This is a genomic window from Betaproteobacteria bacterium, assembly GCA_016720855.1.
In the GTDB taxonomy this organism is placed as follows: domain Bacteria; phylum Pseudomonadota; class Gammaproteobacteria; order Burkholderiales; family Usitatibacteraceae; genus FEB-7.
On record JADKJU010000002.1, the window covers coordinates 76,024 to 96,094 of the forward strand.

General features: G+C 67.9%; 17 protein-coding genes. 11 read left to right on the forward strand and 6 right to left on the reverse strand.

Features of this window, described 5'->3' with window-relative positions:
- Positions 1 to 2: 2 nt before the first annotated feature.
- Positions 3 to 1,301, forward strand: coding sequence for a TRAP transporter large permease subunit (locus tag IPP91_07600; protein MBL0141929.1), 1,299 nt, complete (start codon positions 3 to 5; stop codon positions 1,299 to 1,301).
- A 22-nt stretch (positions 1,302 to 1,323) separates the two neighbouring features.
- Here the strand turns inward: IPP91_07600 and IPP91_07605 are convergent, their stop codons facing one another.
- Positions 1,324 to 1,935, reverse strand: a complete 612-nt coding sequence (locus IPP91_07605) for a response regulator transcription factor (GenBank protein ID MBL0141930.1) — start codon at positions 1,933 to 1,935, stop codon at positions 1,324 to 1,326.
- Entirely contained in the window at positions 1,932 to 3,824 is a 1,893-nt protein-coding gene (locus IPP91_07610; protein MBL0141931.1) for a PAS domain S-box protein, read from the reverse strand. The genes IPP91_07605 and IPP91_07610 overlap by 4 nt, the downstream gene beginning before the upstream one ends.
- Before the next feature lie 263 nt (positions 3,825 to 4,087).
- Between IPP91_07610 and IPP91_07615 the strand changes: the two genes are divergently transcribed.
- The 6 genes from IPP91_07615 to IPP91_07640 all read left to right on the forward strand — a co-directional run bounded on the left by IPP91_07615 (position 4,088) and on the right by IPP91_07640 (position 9,587).
- Entirely contained in the window at positions 4,088 to 5,101 is a 1,014-nt protein-coding gene (locus IPP91_07615; protein MBL0141932.1) for a TRAP transporter substrate-binding protein, read from the forward strand.
- Between the two features lie 60 nt (positions 5,102 to 5,161).
- On the forward strand, positions 5,162 to 5,794 hold the full coding sequence (locus tag IPP91_07620; GenBank protein MBL0141933.1) for a TRAP transporter small permease: 633 nt from the start codon (positions 5,162 to 5,164) through the stop codon (positions 5,792 to 5,794).
- A complete protein-coding gene (locus tag IPP91_07625; GenBank protein ID MBL0141934.1) occupies positions 5,791 to 7,074 on the forward strand; it encodes a TRAP transporter large permease subunit in 1,284 nt (427 codons plus the stop codon). The genes IPP91_07620 and IPP91_07625 overlap by 4 nt, the downstream gene beginning before the upstream one ends.
- A 50-nt stretch (positions 7,075 to 7,124) precedes the next feature.
- On the forward strand, positions 7,125 to 8,267 hold the full coding sequence (locus tag IPP91_07630; GenBank protein MBL0141935.1) for an ABC transporter substrate-binding protein: 1,143 nt from the start codon (positions 7,125 to 7,127) through the stop codon (positions 8,265 to 8,267).
- A gap of 65 nt (positions 8,268 to 8,332) precedes the next feature.
- Positions 8,333 to 9,088 carry an NRDE family protein gene (locus IPP91_07635; GenBank protein MBL0141936.1) on the forward strand — a complete coding sequence of 252 codons (756 nt, stop codon included), beginning with the start codon at positions 8,333 to 8,335 and terminating at the stop codon, positions 9,086 to 9,088.
- 253 nt (positions 9,089 to 9,341) lie between these two features.
- Entirely contained in the window at positions 9,342 to 9,587 is a 246-nt protein-coding gene (locus IPP91_07640) for a hypothetical protein (GenBank protein MBL0141937.1), read from the forward strand.
- Between the two features lie 16 nt (positions 9,588 to 9,603).
- On the opposite strand, the gene IPP91_07645 is transcribed toward IPP91_07640, so the two are convergent.
- From IPP91_07645 to polA, 3 genes are all read right to left on the reverse strand, one after another.
- Positions 9,604 to 9,882 carry a hypothetical protein gene (locus IPP91_07645; protein ID MBL0141938.1) on the reverse strand — a complete coding sequence of 93 codons (279 nt, stop codon included), beginning with the start codon at positions 9,880 to 9,882 and terminating at the stop codon, positions 9,604 to 9,606.
- A gap of 65 nt (positions 9,883 to 9,947) precedes the next feature.
- Positions 9,948 to 10,931, reverse strand: a complete 984-nt coding sequence (locus tag IPP91_07650; GenBank protein MBL0141939.1) for a threonylcarbamoyl-AMP synthase — start codon at positions 10,929 to 10,931, stop codon at positions 9,948 to 9,950.
- A complete protein-coding gene (polA, locus tag IPP91_07655) occupies positions 10,913 to 13,717 on the reverse strand; it encodes a DNA polymerase I (GenBank protein ID MBL0141940.1) in 2,805 nt (934 codons plus the stop codon). Before polA ends, IPP91_07650 begins: the two co-directional genes overlap by 19 nt.
- 21 nt (positions 13,718 to 13,738) lie before the next feature.
- Between polA and IPP91_07660 the strand changes: the two genes are divergently transcribed.
- From IPP91_07660 to IPP91_07675, 4 genes are all read left to right on the forward strand, one after another.
- Positions 13,739 to 14,464, forward strand: a complete 726-nt coding sequence (locus IPP91_07660; protein MBL0141941.1) for a TIGR00730 family Rossman fold protein — start codon at positions 13,739 to 13,741, stop codon at positions 14,462 to 14,464.
- A 71-nt stretch (positions 14,465 to 14,535) separates the two neighbouring features.
- Complete coding sequence (locus tag IPP91_07665) at positions 14,536 to 14,883, forward strand: DUF2782 domain-containing protein (protein ID MBL0141942.1); 348 nt, start codon at positions 14,536 to 14,538, stop codon at positions 14,881 to 14,883.
- A gap of 20 nt (positions 14,884 to 14,903) precedes the next feature.
- Complete coding sequence (locus tag IPP91_07670; GenBank protein ID MBL0141943.1) at positions 14,904 to 15,854, forward strand: homoserine kinase; 951 nt, start codon at positions 14,904 to 14,906, stop codon at positions 15,852 to 15,854.
- A gap of 10 nt (positions 15,855 to 15,864) precedes the next feature.
- A complete protein-coding gene (locus tag IPP91_07675; protein ID MBL0141944.1) occupies positions 15,865 to 16,608 on the forward strand; it encodes a hypothetical protein in 744 nt (247 codons plus the stop codon).
- On the opposite strand, the gene IPP91_07680 is transcribed toward IPP91_07675, so the two are convergent.
- On the reverse strand, positions 16,595 to 19,975 hold the full coding sequence (locus IPP91_07680) for a UvrD-helicase domain-containing protein (protein ID MBL0141945.1): 3,381 nt from the start codon (positions 19,973 to 19,975) through the stop codon (positions 16,595 to 16,597). The two genes, IPP91_07675 and IPP91_07680, sit on opposite strands and share 14 nt — an antisense overlap.
- Positions 19,976 to 20,071: the final 96 nt, after the last annotated feature.

The window sequence follows — 20,071 nt, forward strand, 5'->3', positions numbered from 1 at the left end:
GGATGGACTTCCTCATCACCGCCGTCCTCATCGCCTTCCTCTTCGCGCTGCTCGCGAGCGGAGTGTGGATCGGTCTCGCGCTCCTGGGGGTGGCCTGGATCGGCATGGAGCTCTTCACCAGCCGCCCCGTGGGCGACGCCATGGCCGTCACGGTGTGGGGCTCGATGTCCTCCTGGACGCTCACGGCGCTGCCGCTCTTCCTCTGGATGGGCGAGATCCTGTTCCGAACGAAGCTCTCCGAGGACATGTTCCGCGGCCTCGCGCCGTGGCTGCAGAAGATCCCGGGGCGGCTCCTGCACGCCAACATCATCGGCTGCACGATCTTCGCCGCGGTGTCGGGCTCCAGCGCGGCCACGTGCGCCACCATCGGCAAGATGACGCTGCCCGAACTCAAGCGGCGGGGCTATCCGGAGGACATGACCATCGGGACGCTGGCCGGCGCGGGGACGCTGGGGCTCCTCATCCCGCCCTCGATCATCATGATCGTCTACGGCGTGACGGCCGAGGTCTCGATCACCAAGCTCTTCATCGCGGGCGTGCTGCCGGGACTGCTGCTGGCCGGGCTCTTCATGGGCTACACCGTCGTGTGGTCGCTCCTGAATGCCGGGCGTATCCCGCCGGCGGATGCGCCGTTGTCTTTCCTGCAGAAGATCTCCACGTCGCGCCACCTCATCGGCCCGGTCGCCCTCATCGCGCTGGTGCTGGGGTCCATCTACGTCGGCGTCGCGACGGCGACCGAGGCCGCGGCGCTGGGTGTGGTGGGCTCGCTCGCGCTGTCATGGACGCAGGGCTCGATGAACCGGCGCGTGTTCGGCGAGAGCCTCATGGGCGCCACGCGCCTTTACTGCATGATCGCGCTGATCCTCGCGGGCGCGGCCTTCCTCACGCTCTCCATGGGCTACATCGGCCTGCCGCGCCACCTGGCGGAATTCATCACCGGCCTGGGCCTGTCGCCCTTCTGGCTGCTCGCCTGGTTGATGGTGTTCTTCATCGTCCTGGGCTGCTTTCTCGACGGCATCTCCATGGTCGTGCTCACCATGGGGGTGATCCTGCCCACCATCGAGAAGGCCGGGCTCGACCTCATCTGGTTCGGCGTCTTCATCGTGCTGGTGGTGGAGATGGCGCAGATCACCCCGCCCGTGGGCTTCAACCTCTTCGTGCTGCAGGGCATGACGAAGAAGCAGATCCCGTGGATCGCGCGCGTGACCCTCCCGCTCTTCCTGCTGATGGTGGTTGCCGTCGGGCTGATCTACTTCTTCCCCGGCATCGTCACCTGGCTGCCCTCGAAGATGGGGAACTGAAAAGGGGACAGACCCCTTTTTTTCAGTTCCCCTCGCCGAAGAGGCGCGCGAGTTCCACCGCGCTCTTGACACCCATCTTCTCGAAGACGCGCGCGCGGTAGACCTCGACCGTCCGCATCGCGATTCCCAGCCGGTCGGCGATCACCTTGTTGTAGTGCCCCTCGACGATGAGGTCGAGCACCTCGCGTTCCCGGGACGTGAGGGTGGCCAGCCGTTCCTCGCGAAGGAATGCCTCGCGGGCCGCGTCGAGGCGCCGCCGCGACTCGTCGAGCGCGGCCACGAGCCGGTCCACGAGAGAATTGTCGTTGAACGGCTTCTCGACGAAGTCGAACGCGCCCTGCTTGAGCGCCTCCACCGCCATGGGCACGTCGCCGTGCCCGGTGAGGAAGACCACCGGCCACGCGGAAAACCGGCCCTCGGAGCGCACGCGCTCGAAGAGTTCGGTGCCGCTGATCCTGCCCATGCGCACGTCGAGCAGCACCGCCGCGGGGGCGGCTGGGTCGGCCTCGCCGGTCGCGAGGTAGGCGAGGAAATCCTCTCCCGAGGCAAAGGCTCGGCAATCGAGGTCGCGCGAGCGCAGCAGCCACGCCAGCGCGTCGCGGATCGGTTCCTCGTCGTCGACGACGTGGATCATGGGGCGGGGAAATGCATGCGAAATTCCGTGCCCAGGTCGAGCCGCTCGAAGCCCAGCCGCCCCCCGTGCGCCTCCACGATGGAGCGGCAGATGGAAAGCCCCATGCCCATGCCGTCGGGCTTGGTGGTGAAGAAGGTCGAGAAGAGCTGGCCCGCCACGGAGTCGGGGATGCCGGCGCCGTAGTCCCGCACCACGATGCACGCGCCGCCGCCCTCGCCCGGCTTCGCGCCGATCACGAGCAGGCGCCGGCCCGGCTCGACCTCGGCCATGGCCTCGATCGCGTTTCGCGTGAGGTTCAGGATCACCTGCTCCAGCATCACCGCATCGCCGACGATGGCGGGCACCCCGGGCTCCGACTGGACGCTGATCTGGACCTCCGAGCGGCGCGCCTGCAGTTCGACCAGCGCGCGGCACTCCTCGATGAGTTTCGCGGCCTCCAGCACCGCGCGCTGCGGCTCCCGCTTCCTCACGAACTCGTGCACGCGCCGGATCACCTGGCCGGCGCGCTGCGCCTGCTGGCTCGCCTTGGCGAGAGCGGGCCCCAGTTCCTCCGCGGTCGCGCCCCCGCGCTCGATGAGGTTGAGGGACCCTGCCAGGTAGCTCGCGATGGCCCCGAGAGGCTGGTTGAGCTCGTGGGCGAGCGACGAGGCCATCTCCCCCATCGTGGTGAGGCGCGCGGCCGTCTGCAGTCGCTCGTGCTGCACGCGCTCCCGCTCCTCGGCCTGCTTCTCCTCGGTCGCGTCGATGATGGAGCTCATCCAGCCGGTCTGCCGGCCGTCGGCGTCGCGCAGCGGCGCGTCGTAGATGACCACGGGGAAGCGCTCCCCGTTCGCGCGCTGGAAGACCGTCTCGAAAGGCGCCGTGCTCGCCTGCCCCGACAGCACCTCCTCGACGCGGCGCCGGTATTCGTCCGTGCGCTCCGGAATCCAGTAGGGCATCGGCGGACCGTACCCCACGAGCCCCTCTTCGGGAAGCCCCACCATACGGCAGAAAGCGGGGTTCACGAAGGTCACCCGCCCGCCGAGGTCGCGCGCCCGCAGGCCGATCACGGCCGAATCCCCCATCGCCCGGCGGAACGCCACCTCCTCGCGCAGTCGGTGCTCGGCGGCGACGCGGCGCTGCACATCGCGCCACAGCGCCCACAGGCTCCAGAAGAGCAGGAGCGCAAGCACCACGGTGCCGCCGCGGATCACGTTGGTGATCCAGTCGGGCGGCCCCTTGAGGCTGTTGGTGCCGAGGATGAGCGTCGAGCCGGGGATCTCGAGCGGCGCCTGGTGGGTGTACACCCCGCGTCCCCGGCCGGCCGATGCCCGGCGCGCGCGGACGGTGCCGGTCACGTCGCCGATCGTCACTTCATGGGACTGCGCGAAGGACCAGGGCACCATTTCCTCGAGCAGGCGCTCGAGCCAGTAGACCGCCACGAGGAAGGTGCGCGGCTCGCCATTGACCGGTGCCACCAGCACGAGCCCTGCACCCCACGGCGCCGCGAATGGCGCGCTGAATACCGCCTCGCCCTCGCGCAGGGCGCGCGCCATGGCAGCCTCGATCACGGCGGGCGGAACGGCGTCCAGGGGGTCCATGCTCGCGAATGACGGATCGGTGAGGCTCATCGATGGCGCGAGCGTCGGTCCCGTCCATGCCACCACGAGGGATTCGCGTCCGCGGCGCAGGAAGACCTGCAGCCGTGCCTCGAGCGCGGCGCGGGAAAGCCGCTTGTTGCCCTGGTCCGCGGCGATCAGGCCCAGGGCCTCCGCCTCGCGCTCGAACTGGAACTGCAGCGACTGCCTCACCCACAGGGAGTCGGTCACGAGCTCGTTCTGCGCCTCGGCGCGTTCCTGGGAATCGGACAGGGTCAGGAGAAACGAGGTCGCGCCAAGAAGGAGAATCACGATCGCACCCGGAATCCACCATCGGAGACGGCGCCAGAACCGGGCCGCAGGCGTGGGTGCAACGGCCGCCGTTACGGGGGCGGGCGCAGGAGCGGGCGACGGTGCGGCAGCGATCGACACCCGCCTATCCTCGCGCCCCGGCAGCGGGCTGTAAACGGCCATGTGGAAGTCCACACTGCCCGGCGCCCGGAAAAGACGACAGGATGCGACCGTCACGGCCCGGCTTTCCCGGGCTCGGCTTTTCACTGGAGGAGGAGACAATCATGAAGCGCAGGACTCTCATCGCCGCGGCCATCTCGGCCGCATTCATGCTCGCGGGTGGCACCGCATTCGCTCAGCAGCCCATCGTCATCAAGTTCAGCCACGTCGTCGCCAATGAAACGCCCAAGGGCAAGGGCGCCGACTACTTCAAGAAGATCGCCGAGGAGCGCACCAAGGGCCGCGTGAAGGTCGAGGTTTACCCCAACAGCCAGCTGTACAAGGACAAGGAGGAAATGGAGGCCCTGAGCCTGGGCGCGGTGCAGATGCTCGCCCCGTCGCTGGCCAAGTTCGGCCCGCTGGGCGTGCCCGCCTTCGAGGTCTTCGACCTGCCCTATATCTTCGACAACTACGAGGAATTGCACAAGGTGACGACGGGCCCGGCGGGCGCGGCGCTCCTCGCCCGGCTCGAACCCAAGGGCATCAAGGGCCTCGCATATTGGGACAACGGCTTCAAGGTGATGAGCGCCAACAAGGCGCTCAAGATGCCGGCCGACTTCAAGGGCCTCAAGATGCGCATCCAGTCCTCCAAGGTGCTCGACGCCCAGATGCGCGCGCTCGGCGCCAACCCGCAGGTGATGGCCTTCTCGGAGGTGTACCAGGCGCTGCAGACGGGCGTGGTGGACGGCACGGAGAACCCGCCCTCCAACCTCTATACCCAGAAGATGCACGAGGTGCAGAAATTCGTCACCCTCTCCAACCACGGCTACCTCGGGTACGCGGTCATCGTGAACAAGAAGTTCTGGGACAGCCTCCCCGCCGACATCCGCACCACGCTCGAAGGCGCCATGAAGGACGCGACCAAGTACGCCAACGACATCGCCAAGAAGGAGAACGAGGAAGCGCTCGAGGCGGTGAAGAAGAGCGGCAAGTCGCAGTTCATCACGCTCACGCCCGAAGAGAAGAAGGCCTGGAAGAAGGCGCTGGTGAAGGTGCACCAGGAATCCGAAGCGCGCATCGGCAAGGACCTGATACAGTCCATCTACAAGGAAACGGGCTTCGACCCGTCCAAGCTGTAGCAAGTCAGGCGGGGCGGCGCCATGCCGCCCCCGCTGCGGCAGGGGAGGAGGAGAACAGCGATGCTTAAGGTGCTCGATCACCTCGAGGAGTGGCTCATCGCGCTCCTCATGGCCTCGGCGACGATCATCATCTTCGTGGCGGTCGTGCATCGCTACGCCACGGGCATCCCCATCCCAGGCCTGCAGGACCGGCTCCTGGCCATCAACATGAGCTGGGCGCAGGAGCTGTGCATCTACATGTTCGTGTGGATGGCCAAGTTCGGCGCCGCCTACGGCGTGCGCACGGGCATCCACGTGGGCGTGGACGTCTTCATCAACCAGCTTGGAGGCAGGAAGCGCGCCTTCTTCGTGCTCTTCGGCCTGCTCGCGGGGGCGCTCTTCACCAGCATCGTCGCGACGCTCGGCGCGCACTTCGTCTGGGAGATGGCGCACACCGACCAGGTCTCCCCGGACCTCGAGGTACCCGCCTGGATCCCGTATCTCGCGATTCCGCTGGGCTCCTCGCTCATGTGCTTCCGCTTCCTGCAGGTGGCCTGGGCGTTTTTCCGCACGGGCGAACTACCGCACCACGACCACGGCCACGTCGAGGGCGTGGACGAGGTGACGGTCGAGGACATCATCCCGGTGATGGTCACGCCCGACCTGCATCCGAAGGAAGTGCTGCCCAGGAACAGGGACGGAGGCAAGCCGTGAACGCGACCATCATCTTTGTGCTGCTCTTCGGCCTCATGCTCACGGGCATGCCCGTGTCCATCTCGCTCGGCCTCACGGTGCTTTCGTTCCTGTTCTTCATGACGGACGTTCCGGTGGAGGCCGTGGCGCTCAAGCTCTTCACCGGCATCGAGAAGTTCGAGATCATGGCGATCCCGTTCTTCATCCTGGCGGGCAACTTCCTCACGCACGGGGGAGTCGCGCGGCGGATGATCAACTTCGCCACCTCCATGGTCGGACACTGGCGGGGCGGCCTGGGGCTGGGCGCGGTCGTCGCCTGCGCGCTCTTCGCCGCCATCTCCGGATCCAGCCCGGCCACCGTGGTCGCTATCGGCTCCATCCTGCTGCCCGCGATGGTGAAGGCGGGCTATCCGAAGCGCTTCGGCGCAGGCGTCATCGCCTCCGCGGGGGGGCTCGGCATCCTCATCCCACCGTCGATCGTGATGGTGATGTACGCGGTGTCCACGAACAGCTCCATCGGCGCGCTCTTCATGGCGGGGGTCATCCCGGGAATCGTGCTGGCCTCGATGCTGCTGGGCACGACCTGGTACCGCGCCTGGAAGAACAACTATCCCCGCGAGCCGAAGCGCTCCTGGAAGGAGCGCCTGCACGCGTTCCGCGAATCGGTCTGGGGCCTGCTGCTGATCGTGGTGGTCATGGGCGGCATCTACACCGGCATCTTCACGCCGACCGAGGCGGCCGCCATGAGCGCGGTATACGCGTTCTTCGTGGCCGTGTTCGTGTACAAGGACATGCGCCTGAAGAACGTACGCAAGGTGCTCATCGACTCGGCCAACATGTCGGCGATGCTGCTCTACATCATCACCAACGCGGTGCTCTTTTCCTTCCTGCTCACCAACGAGAACATCCCGCAGGCGATCGCGGAATGGATGGTGTCGCAGGGCCTGGGCATGATCGGGTTCCTGCTCTTCGTGAACGTCCTGCTGCTGCTCATGGGCAACATCATGGAGCCCTCGTCGATCATCCTGATCACGGCGCCCATCCTGTTCCCGATCGCGATGAAACTGGGAGTCGATCCGGTTCACTTCGGCGTGATGATCACGGTGAACATGGAAATCGGCATGATCACGCCACCCGTGGGGCTGAATCTCTATGTGGCGAGCGGCATCACGAAGATGGGCATCACCGAGCTCACGATCGCCGTGTGGCCATGGCTCGTGACCATGCTCGTCTTCCTCGTGATGGTCACCTACTGGCCGCCGCTGTCGATCTGGCTGCCGAAGACGCTGGGACTCATGTAGCCGCACGGGGGCCGGATCGGCCGGAGCAGCGGATGACGAAACGAGGATCCATGAAGCTCATATCGCACCATGCCGCGGCGCTCGTCGCCGCCCTGTGCCTCGCCCCGGCGGCCATCGCGGCTCCGGCGCCCGGCGTCACCTCCGGCGAGATCGTGATCGGGCAGGACATCGACCTCACCGGCTCGATCGCCGTGCGCATGAAGCCGCTGATGGCCGCGGCGGACGCCTACATCGAGCGCGTGAACGCGGCCGGCGGCGTCCACGGCCGCAGAATCAAGGTGATACGCACCGACAGCGCCAACAAGCCCGACCGCACGAAGGAGAACGTGAAGACCCTCGTCGAGCGCGAGCGCGTTTTCGCGATGTGGGGCATCTCCGGCACCGGCAATGTGGCGGTGGCCCTGCCCTATCTCACCGAGCGCGGCGTCCCCCTCGTGGGGTCGACGTCCGGCGCGGACAGCTTCTACGCCGCGACCCACCCGATGCTCATCAACATGAAGGCCGGCTACGGCGACGAGATCCGGCGCATGGCGCGGCACCTGAACGACACCTACATGAAGCGAGTCGGCGTGATCTACCTCGACAACGGGTTCGGCCGCCAGGCCTTCAAGTCCGCCGAGATCGCGTTGAAGGAAAGCGGCCTGGAGATGGTGGCGGTGGCGAAGGTCAAGGAGGACAGCTCGGACCTCCCGCAGGCCGTGCAGGCGGTTAGCAAGGCAACGCCCTCGGCGGTGATGCTGCTCACGCTCTCCGGGCCCGCGCCGAAGCTGATCGAGGAATACCTCAAGTCGGGAGCGCGCCCGCAGTTCCTCGCCCTGTCCATCGTCGCCACGGACGCGCTGTACAAGGCCATCGGCGACAAGGCCCGCGGGATCATCGTGACACAGGTCGTGCCGTTTCCCTTCGACCGCAGCGTGGCCATCTCGCGCGAGTACGGCGAGCTCATGCGGGCCAAGGGCGTGACCGAGGTCTCGCATTCGGGCATGGAAGGCCTCATCCTCGCCAAGGGCCTCGTCGATGGCCTGCGGGCGGCGGGCAAGGACCTCACGCGCGAGCGCCTAATCCGCGCCTTCGAGAGCATGCGCGACCATGACCTCGGCGGCTACAAGCTCTCCTTCTCGCCCACGGACCACAACGGCAGCAAATTCATCGAGATCACGATGATCGGCCGCGACGGCAAGCTCGTTCGCTAGGGACCGGCCGCAGCCGGTCCCGTACGCGGCGCAATGGCGGGCCGTCGCCTCCCCTTCGCAGTCCCATGTGCCTCATCGCGATCGCCTGGCAGGCCCATCCGGAATTCCCGCTGATCGTCGCGGCCAACCGCGACGAATGGCGCGACCGGCCCGCGGTGCCGGCGCACTGGTGGCAGGACCAACCGCAGCTGCTGGCCGGGCGCGACCTGCAGGCGGGCGGCACGTGGATGGGGGTCACGCGCGGCAGGCGCTTCGCCGCGGTGACGAACTTCCGCGATCCGTCCGAGCGGCGCTCGACGGCGCTTTCCCGGGGCACCCTCGTGGCGGAGTTCCTGCTCGGCACGCAGGACCCGGCGCGATATCTCGCCGATCTCGCCAGCCGCGCCGGCCGGTACAACGGCTTCAATCTCCTCGTGGGAGACGAACGCTCGCTCCTCTACTTCGGCAGCCGCGAGGCCGAGGTGCGCGCGGTGGAGCCCGGCGTGCATGCGCTATCGAACCACCTTCTCGACGAGCCGTGGCCGAAGGTATCGAAGGCACGCGAGGCGATGCGAAAGGCGATCGGCGATGGTGACGAACCGCTCTTCGCCATGCTCTCGGACACGGCCACGGCCCCCGATTCGCAGCTTCCCGACACCGGCGTGGGCCTGGAGCGCGAGCGCATGCTTTCGCCCGTGCTCATCGCTGGCGCCGAGTACGGCACCCGCGCGTCCACCGTGCTGCGCGCGGGCCGCGATGCGGCGCGTCTCGAGGAGCGTACGCGCGGCGCCTCCGGCGCCGTGACGCTCGCGGCCGCGTTCGAGTTCGCTTTCGACCGCTGACTTGGGCGGGCCGCCTTGCGGGCGCAGGCCCTTGGCCCACCCCGGGCGATCGGGTTGGAGGGGCCGTCGAGCGGAAGCCGTGGGGATGGCCGAAGGCCGAACGCTGGTCGGGCGGCCCTCCCGGCTCACTGCAAGGGCGCTAGAGATCGACCCTGCCAACGCCCGCGCCGAGCGGCTGGCAATTCCGGGGGGCATGACGAAGCCCTGAAGCCGGTGCAGAATGCAGGGGACCGGACCGCCTGGGAGGGGCTCAATGGACGACAAGACCGTCAAGGACGCCTTCATGGAAGTCGTCGTGAACCAGCTCGAGACGGGCGATCCGCCCGAGACGAAGACCACGCTCGAGCGCCTGATGGCCGCGGGAAACTCCCGCGGCGAGGCGATGCAACTCATCGCGGCCGTCGCGCGAAACGAGATGCAGGCGATGCTGGCCGCGGGGCGGGAATTCGACAACGCGCGTTACGCCAAGCTGCTCGCCAAGCTGCCCGCGCTCGATTAAGGGCGCAGCAGCAGCGCTAGACCATCGGCCCCACGTCGACCACGTGGCCGACCTTCACCACCAGCGGCCAGGTCTGCTTGTGCGTGAAGAGTCCGCCCACCACGACGCCGCCGGCTTTCTCCATCACGTGGATCACGGCCGAATAGGGGTAGTAGTGGGTGATGCCGTCCTTCTCGCCCAGCGCGGCGAAATAGGTGTCCGCAGCCAGCGTCAGCGTCGCGCCGTCGATGTGATACGCGGTATGGTAGTTGAGCCCGATGGACTGGTTCAGGTAGCGGTCGAAAAGCGCTTTCATGGTCCTCACCTTGCTCCGGTTCGTTGCCATCCCATGATCCGCCCCGCTCGCGGGACCCGCAAGCGCTAGGGTTCGTCCTCGATCGCTTCCGCGCCGGCAGCCGCGCGGGCCAGGCGATCGTTCACCGCCTCCCACGCCGGCTGCCTGGGTGGGGCTTCGACCAGGATGCGATCGGCGCCCGCGGCATCGAGCGATCGCAGATTCGCGTAGAGGTCGTGCCCGTATCGCGCGGCATCCGACGGCGCCGCGATCCATGCCTTCGCGCGCGGCAACGCCGGGCGCATCGCGAGCACGGCGCAATGGCCGGGGCCTGCGACCTGCGCCTCGAGCGCCACCGGGTCCACCAGCGTCACCGGCGTGGCCGGCGCGTAATGCGCGGCGAGCGTCCCCGAGGCGCGCGGCGCGTCGGCATCGCGGTTGCCCGGTGCGACGCCCAGGACGCGCGCAAGCTGCTCGCGCGTGATGGCCCCCGGCCGCAGCAGCACGGGATGGCCGCGCGAAAGATCGACGATGGTCGATTCCAGCCCCACCTCGCATGCGCCCCCGTCGACCACGAGCAGATCCGGGCCGAATTCATCGCGCACGTGCTGCGCCGTGGTGGGGCTGACGTGGCCGAACCGGTTCGCGGAGGGTGCGGCCACGACGCCGCTGCCTACCCTGGCGAACTCACGCAGAAGCGCCTGCGCCACGGGGTGCGACGGGCAACGGATGCCCACCGTGTCCTGCCCGCCGGTGACGATGGCCGGCACGCGTGGCGATTTCTTCAGGATCATCGTGAGCGGGCCGGGCCAGAAGGCGGCGGCGAGCCTGCGCGCCTGTTCCGGAATGTCGACGGCCCACTCTTCCAGCCGCGCTTCCGGCGCGAGGTGCACGATGAGGGGATGGTCCGCCGGCCGACCCTTCAGGGCGAAGATCTTCGCGACGGCTTGCGGGTTCGCAGCGTCCGCGCCGAGGCCGTAGACGGTTTCCGTGGGAATGCCGGCCAGCTCACCGGCCGCGAGCCGGGCCGCGCAGGCGCGAACGTCGGCGCTCAATGCGCCTTCTCCCAGTTCTCGCCCACGCCCGCCTCCACCACCAACGGGACCGCGAGCGAGGTCACTCCCGTCATCAGCTTCTCGACCTGCGGCTTCACGCGATCGAGCTCTCCCTCGGGGACTTCCAGCACCAGCTCGTCGTGCACCTGCATGATGAGCATCGTGGCGAGCCCCTCGGACTCGAGCCAACCCTGCACCGCGATCATCGCGAGCTTGATGAGGTCCGCGGCCGTGCCCTGCATGGGCGCATTGATGGCCTGCCGCTCGGCACCCTGCCGCCGCGCCTGGTTGGCGGAGACGATGTCGGGCAGCCAGAGGCGCCGGCCAAACACGGTCTCGACGTAGCCGCGGTCCTTCGCCTCGTTCCTCGTGCGCTCCATGTAGGCCGCGACGCCCGGATAGCGCTGGAAGTACTTGTCCATGTAGCTCTGCGCGGCGGCGCGCTCGATGCCCAGGTTGCCGGCGAGGCCGAAGGCGCTCATGCCGTAGATGAGGCCGAAGTTGATCACCTTGGCGTAACGGCGCTGCTCGCTCGTGACCTCCGCCTGCGCGACGCCGAAGACTTCGGAGGCCGTGTGGCGGTGGATGTCCTCCCCGGCCGCGAACGCGTCGATGAGGCTCCTGTCCCCGGACAGGTGCGCCATGATGCGCAGCTCGATCTGCGAATAGTCGGCCGAGACGATCCTCGAGCCCGGCGGGGCGATGAAGGCCTCGCGGATCCGCCGGCCCTCCGCCGTGCGCACCGGGATGTTCTGCAGGTTCGGCTCCGTCGAGGACAGCCGCCCCGTCACCGCGACGGCTTGCGCATAGTTGGTGTGCACGCGGCCGGTGCGCGCGTTCACCATGCGCGGCAGCTTGTCGGTGTAGGTGCTCTTCAGCTTCGACATCCCGCGGTGCTCGAGCAGGGCCTTCGGCAAGGGGTGATCGAGGGCCAGCTTCTCGAGCACTTCCTCGTCCGTCGACGGGGCGCCGGAGGGCGTCTTCTTCACCACGGGCAGCTTCAGCCGCTCGAAGAGGATCTCGCCGAGCTGCTTGGGGCTCGCCAGGTTGAACGGCTGCCCGGCCAGCTCGTGGACCTTGGCTTCGAGCGCCATCATCTTGGCGCCCAGCTCCCCGCTCTGCGTGGCGAGCAGCCTAGAGTCGATGAGCACGCCGTTTCGCTCCATCGCGAGCAGCACGCCGGCCACGGGAATCTCGATGTCCGCGTAGATGTGGCGAAGCTTTGCGTCCGCCTCCACCTGCGGCCAGAGCACGCCGTGAAGCTGGAAGGTGACGTCGGCGTCCTCGGCCGAATACCCGGTCGCGCTCTCCACCGACACCTGGTCGAAGCAGATCGAGGAGGCGCCCTTGCCCGCCACTTCCTCATAGAGGATCGTCTTCGCGCCCAGATGGCGCATGGCGAGCGAATCCATGTCGTGGCGCTGGTGGCTTTCCAGCACATAGGATTCGAGCAGGGTGTCGTGCACGACGCCCCGGACATCGATGCCGTGGTTGGCGAGTATGTGGCGGTCGTACTTGGCGTTCTGGCCCACCTTGCGATGACGCGCGGATTCGAACCACGGCTTCAGCCTGGCGAGCGTGCCATCGAAATCGAGCTGGTCGGGCGCGCCGGGGTAACGGTGCGCGAGCGGGATGTAGCAGGCCTCGCCCGGCTCCACGCAGAAGGCAATGCCCACGAGCCGCGCGGCCATCGGGTCGAGGCTCGTGGTCTCGGTGTCGAAGCAGGTGAGCTGCGCGCCATCGATCTTCGCCATCCAGCGGTCGAGGGCGGATTCGTCGAGGACCGCTTCGTAGCGCCGGGTGCCGATGAATGCGGCATGGGAATGCGCGGCAGCCCCTTGCGGCTTCGAGGCCTCAGCGGGGGAAGCAGTGGATCCTTTCGGCGCGGAGAGCGGGCTTCTCGCCAGGGCGAATCCCGCTTCGCCGACGCCCGGCGCCTCGCCCTTCTCGAGCGCCTCGCGCAGGCTCCGGAAGCCGAAGCGTTCGTACAGCGCGGCGAGCTTCGCCTTGTCGGGGGTGCCCTTCACCAGCGACTCGATCTCGAACGGGAGCGGCACGTCGGTCTTCACCGTGACGAGCGTGCGCCCGGTGGGCAGCCAGTCGAGCGCCCTGCGCAGGTTCTCGCCCACCACGCCCTTCACTTCGCCCGCGTGCGCCATCACCGCCTCCAGGGAACCGTACTCCCCGATCAGCCTCGCGGCGGTCTTCGGGCCCACCTTGTCCACGCCCGGCACGTTGTCCACCGCGTCGCCCATGAGCGCCAGGTAATCGACGATCCGCTCCGGCGGCACGCCGAACTTGGCCTCCACCGCCTTCGGGTCGAGCGTCTCGTTGGACATGGTGTTCACCCACGTGATGCGCTCGCTCACGAGCTGCGTGAGGTCCTTGTCGCCCGTGGAGATGAGCGTGTCCCACCCGTGCACGCCCTCGGCGTGGCGGGCGAGCGTGCCGATCACGTCGTCGGCCTCGACGCCCTCGACCACGACGAGCGGCCAGCCCAGCGCGCGGATCGTCTCGAAGAGCGGCTCGATCTGGGCGGCGAGGTCCTCGGGCATCGCCTGCCGCGTCGCCTTGTACTCGGGGTAGATCTCGTCGCGGAAGGTCTTGCCCTTGGGATCGAAGACCGCGGCGATATAATCCGAGGGGTAGTCGCCCCCGAGCTTTCGCAGCATGTTCACCACGCCCATGATCGCGCCCGTGGGTTCGCCCGCGGGGCTGCGGAACTCCGGCATCGCGTGGAAGGCGCGATAGAGGTAGCTCGAGGCGTCGACGAGCAGCAGGCGTTTCTTCGTATCGTTCATGTCACCGCTTGAGGGCCCGCCATGCACAACAAGATTCCGAAACCGTCCGATCCGCAACTGGCGCAAAGCACGCAGTCCTCGGCGCGCGAGGCGTGGCGGATGTTCGAAATTATCGCAGAGTTCGTCACCGCCACCGAGCGGCTGCGCTCGATCCACCCGGCCGTGACGATCTTCGGCAGCGCCCGCGTGAAGCCCGGCGAGCCCTACTACGTGCTGGCCGAGGACATCGCGAGGCGCCTCTCGGAGGCCGGATTCTCGGTCATTTCCGGCGGCGGCCCGGGAATCATGGAAGCGGCCAACAAGGGCGCCTTCGCCGGCCCCAGCCCCAGCGTGGGGCTCAACATCCAGCTTCCGCACGAGCAGCACGCCAACCAGTACCAGGACATCTCGCACACGTTCCAGCATTTCTTCGCGAGGAAGGTCATGTTCACGAAGCTGTCCTCGGCGTTCGTGATGCTGCCGGGAGGCTACGGCACGCTCGACGAGCTGTTCGAGGCGCTCACCCTCGTGCAGACGGGCAAGGTCCGGCGCGTTCCCCTGATCCTCGTGGGCTCGGCGTTCTGGCGCGGCTTGACGGACTGGATCCGCGACCGCCTGGCCGCCGACGGCATGGTGGGCCCCGAAGACGCACAACTGCTGCAGGTGATCGACGAGCCGCAGGCGATCGTGGATGCGATCTTCACCCATTACCACTCGCGCGGCTTCGATCCCTCGCCCGCGGAGCGCGAGGCCGAATTCGCGCTCTGACGCCGTTTGATTCCCCGGCTCGTTCCTCGACCACGCAGGTGCTAAACTGGACTTCAATTCCGCGAGCCGCCATGCGCATCCTTCTCGCCATCCTTGCACTGACCCTTGCCGCCGGCGCGTTCGCGCAGTCCGCGCCGCGACCGCTGCCCCCGGGAACGAAACCCCTGGAGGAGCCGCCACCGCCGCCCGCCGTGGTCGAACCCGATCCGGCGCTCGAGCCGCAGATCACCATCCGCAGCGAGGGGGACCAGACGGTTTCCGAGTACCGCATCAAGGGCAGGCTCTACATGATGAAGGTGACGCCCGCCCACGGCCGACCCTACGTGCTCATCGACAACCGGGGCGACGGCCAGTTCGCGCGCCAGGACAACCTGGATTCGGGCCTGCGCGTGCCCCAGTGGGTCCTCCTCGAATTCTAGGTTCCGCAACCTTTCACCCCATGTCCGTCTTCACGCCAGTCTCCAGTGACGAGGCGCGCGCCTTCCTCGCGCGCTACACGCTGGGCGAACTCGAAAGCCTCGAGGGCATCGCCCAGGGGATCGAGAACACCAACTATTTCCTCGACACGACGACGGGGCAGTACGTTCTCACGCTCTTCGAGAAGATCGCGCGCGAGGACCTGCCCTTCTACGTGGGGCTCATGCACCACCTGGACGAGCACGAGATCCGCTGCCCCGCGCCGATGGCCCTCCAGGACGGCAGCTTCCTCGCGCAATTGAACGGCAAGCCCGCGGTCATCGTGACGCGCCTGCCGGGGGTGCCGCACCTGTCGCCCACCCCCGAGCAGTGCCACAAGGTGGGCAGGATTCTCGCCGACATCCACGAGGCGGGACTCGAGTACGACGCGGGGCTCGCCAACTGGCGAGGACAGGCCTGGCGAGAGAGCCTCGCCCAACGCCTGCGGCCCAAGCTCGCCGCCGACGAGGCGGCCCTCGTCGAAAGCGAAAACCGCTACCAGATGCTGCACGACGACACCGTGCTGCCGCAGGGCGTCATCCACGGTGATCTCTTCCGCGACAACGTGCTGTGGGATGAAGAGGGCGAGGGCGGCGTCATCGATTTCTACTTCGCCTGCGATGACGCCCTGCTCTACGACCTCGCGATCACGGTGAACGACTGGTGCACGGATTCGTTCGCCACCCTCGATCCAGTCCGTGTCGGGGCGCTCCTGCAGGGCTACGATGCCCACCGGCCCCTCACGGATCTCGAGCGCGAGCTCTGGCCCGTGATGCTCCGGCGCGCGGCGCTGCGCACCTGGCTCGGGCGCCTGGAATACAACCACTTTCCGCAGGCCTCCGAAATCACGATCCCGAAGGACCACGCCTTCTTCCGGCGGCTGCTCGAGCACCACATCGTCCACGCGCGCGCCCTCGAAGCGGCCGGTGACTGAGTCCCGCGCCGTGAGCACACCCCTTCGCGTTCGCGATGTGCGTTCCTCACGCGGGCCAGCGTGGCTCACCGGCGGGTGGCGCCACTTTCGCGGCGCGCCCATGGTGTGGATCGGCCTTTCGGCCGGCTGGATGCTGATCACCTTCGCGATGGTGCTGGTGCCAGTCATCGGGGGCGTGGCCGCGAACCTGCTTCAGCCCGTCTTCTTCGCGAGCTTCGCGCTCGCCGCGCGCAAGCAGCTTTCCGGCGAGGCTCCGGAGATGGGCGACCTCTTCCTGGGATTCCGCCGCCCCCTGAGGCCCCTCATCAACCTGGGCGCCATCCTGCTCATCGCGGAGATCGCCATCTTTTTCCTGATGTCGCTGCTGGGCCTTCCGGGCGCGTTCGGCGGGCCCGAGGAGGTCGCGACCGTCGCCGACTACGTGCGGCTGCTTCAGGGCAAGGAATGGATCCTCCTCGTGGGGCTGGTCCTCACGGCGCTGGTGAAGGGCGCGCTGTGGTTCTCGCCGGCCATACTCGCTTTCCACGAGCTCTCCACTGCCCACGCCGTGCGCTGGAGCCTCTACGCGGCCCTGTCCAACGTGGGGGCGATGCTGACCTACGGCATTGCACTCACGATCATCTTCATGGCCGGGATCCTGCCGTGGGGGATGGGGTTGCTGATCGTGGTGCCGATGATGGTGGCGAGCACCTACACGGGATACGCGGAGGTCTTCGAGGACGCCGCACCGGAGGAAGGCGCTACGCCGGCGTGAGCCTGGCGTACTGGAGCGCCAGCCACTTGGTGCCTTCCGTCCGGAAGCGCACCTGCACCCGGGCATCGAGCCCGCGGCCCTCGACGTTGATCACCACGCCCTCGCCGAATTTCGCGTGGCGCACGTTCGCGCCGATGGCAAAGGGATGCTCGTCCGGCCGCGAGGTCTCGAAGCTGGCGCGCGGCGCGCTCGCGTAGCGGTCGGCTTCCGCCTTCGGGGCGCGGCCCCCGCCCGCGGACCAGGCCTCGCCGCGGCTGCCTGCGCCCCATGCGGGCGGCCTGTCCCAGGAGTTCTTCTGCGGCGTGGCCCATGCCTGCTTCTCCGGCAGCACGATCCACTTGCACAGCTCGGCCGGAATCTCCTCGACGAAGCGCGAGACGATGCCGTAGCGCGACTGGCCGTGCAGCATGCGGCTGCCGGCGTAGCTCAGGTAGAGGCGCTTGCGGGCCCGCGTGATGGCCACGTACATGAGGCGCCGCTCCTCCTCGATGCCGCCGTCCTCGCTCAGGCTGTTGTCGTGCGGGAAGAGGCCCTCCTCCAGGCCCCCGAGGAACACCGCATCGAACTCGAGGCCCTTCGAGGAGTGCACCGTCATGAGCTGCAGCGCGTCCTCGCCGACTCCGGCCTCGTGCTCGCCGGCTTCCAGGCTCGCGTGCGACAGGAACGCGGCCAGCACCTGCTGCTGGTGCGTTCCCGGCACCGGCGCCACGTCTTCCTGGGCTTCGCCCGCGGGCTCGACGCCGATCTCGAACTCCTCGTTGAAGAGCGTCGCCGCATTCACCAGCTCGTTCAGGTTCTCGACGCGGTCCTGCCCGTCGCGCTCGGCCGCGTAATGGTCCTTGAGCGAGGATGCGGCAAGCACTTCCTCGATGAGCTCCGGAAGCGTGAGCGATTCCGACGCCTTGCGCAGCCGCTCCACGATGGCCATGAAGCCCGCGATGGACGCGCCTCCACGCCCCGCCACCGCCCCCGCCTTCGCCGCGTGCGCGAGGCTGCCCAGGCCCGACTGCGCGGCCTCCTGGAGCTGCTCGACGCTCCTCGCCCCGATGCCGCGCGGCGGGAAGTTCACCACGCGCGTGAATGCCGTGTCGTCGTCGAGGTTCGCCGCCAGGCGCAGGTAGGCCAGCGCGTGCTTCACCTCCTGCCGCTCGAAGAAGCGAAGCCCTCCGTACACCTTGTACGAGATGCCGGCGCGAAAGAGGGAGTGCTCGAGGATGCGCGACTGGGCGTTCGAGCGGTAGAGCAGCGCCATGTCGGCGAGCGCGGTGCCCTCGCGGTGCAGTTGCTTCACCTCGTCCACGACGAAGCGCGCTTCCTCCTCGTCGCTCGCCGCCGCGAAGATGCGCAGCGGCTCGCCCCGGCCTTCGGAGGTCCACAGGTTCTTGCCCAGGCGCGCCTTGTTCTGCGCGATGACCGCGTTGGCCGCGTCGAGGATCGACCCCTGGGAGCGGTAGTTCTGCTCGAGCTTCACGACCTCGCGCACGCCGAAGTCGCGCAGGAACTCGTTCATGTTCCCCACGTCAGCGCCCCGAAAGCGATAAATCGAGTTGTGCGTGACGATCCCGTTCGCGATGAAGTTGTGGGTCGGGGGGACGTCCAGGTCGAATACGGGCTTGCCGCGCCCCGCCACCCGACGCACGGCGGTCACGATTTCCACCTCGCCGCTCCCGGAGACCATGACCATTCCGGACCGCACGCTGGCCGCCCGCATGAACGGGAGCGACTTTCCGTGCAGGTTGGCGCGCTGGACGATCTTGCCGCCGAGTGCCCCGGACGCGGCGCGGGCCAGTTTCATCGCCTCGCCGTAATCGACACGGACCGTCTCGAATCGCCAGCTTTTCGAGCCCCGTTTCGCCGGCCGCACTGCGATGCCGGCCTTCGCGAGCGCCTTTCGCCCCGCCTCGTCATTTCCCATCACCGCAACACGGTGCCCCGGTCGCCCTCCCCGCCGGTCGCCGCAGAGCGTGATCACGATGTTCCGTCGCTTCGAGTCGCGGGAGATCGGCGCATGGTGGGGTTCGTCCGGGGACAGGCCGCAATCGGACAGCAGCCGTTGCGCGCCGGATGCGGTGTCGATCTCCCGGTAAAGGCGCTCGATCCAGTGCGGATCGTGAACGAGCCCGTTGACCGCCTTGCCCTTTCGCGCCACGAACGGCAGCGTCGGAAGGCCGTACTTCAGGGAAAGCGTGATCTCGTCGAACCTCGCCTCGTTTTCGCTTGCGTGCGTCCCGACGATCCAGACGGCGTCGGCGTGCTCCTGGGTGGACCGCTGGCGATATCCCACCCTGGGTTTCACCTGCCCTCGCGTGTAGACCTGCGAAGTACCCAGGCGATAGCCGACGCCCTCCTTGTGCATGAGGCAGGTGAAGAAGGTTTGCGGCGTCTCGCCCGGGACGTAGGCAGCGAAGTGCGTATGCTCGGGCGTGCTCACGATCCGCTTGCCGCTGCGCGTGCGGATCTCGATCAAGTCCCCCTTTGACGCACGGCGATAGACACGTGCGACTTCCGCGGGGCGGAAATCGCCGCTGCCGTAACAGGACAACACGCGATCGCCGGGCCGGACCGTTGACACGACCTTCGTCCGCCCGTCGGCCATCGTCACGCGCGTATCCCCGGTGACGCACTGGTCGTCGTCGCCCACCGCGAACACGCACCCGTTCGACCCGGCCAGCATGCGGATCCACTTGTACTGCAGCTTGTTGGTGTCCTGGAACTCATCGACCAGGATGTAGCGGAAGCGTTCCTGGTAGTGGGTCAGCAGGTCCAGGTTTCGCGAGAGCAGCTCGAAGGTGCGCAGCAGCAGCTCCGCGAAATCGACCACGCCCTCGCGGTTGCACTGCGCGTCGTAGTCGGCGAAGAACGCGACCATGCGGCGCGTGAAGTCGTCGCCCGCCTCGACGGCGTTGGCCCGAAGGCCCGCTTCCTTGCAGTTGTTGATGAACGCCTGAAGCTGGCGCGGCGCGAACTTCTCCTCGTCCAGGTTCTGCGCGCGGGCCAGGCGCTTCACGATCGAAAGCTGGTCGCCGGAATCGAGGATCTGGAAGAGCTGCGGAAGGCCCGCGTCGCGATGGTGCGTGCGCAGGAGCCGGTTGCACAGGCCGTGGAAGGTGCCCACCCACATGCCGCGCGTGTTGATGGGCAGCATCGCCGACAGGCGCGTGAGCATCTCGCGCGCCGCCTTGTTGGTGAAGGTGACCGCGAGGACGCCCACCGGGCTCGCCTCGCCCGACTGGATGAGGTGCGCGATGCGCGTGGTGAGCACGCGCGTCTTGCCGCTGCCGGCCCCGGCAAGGATGAGGGCGGATTCGCGTGGAAGGGTGACGGCCCGGAGTTGCTCGGGGTTCAGGCCTGCAAGGAGATCGGACATGCGCGGAGAACGGGAAGCGGACGCAAATTATAACCGCGCCACGCGGCGCGGCGGCCGATAACGCGCGGCACGCGGCCCTCCCCGATGGGGTCCCTG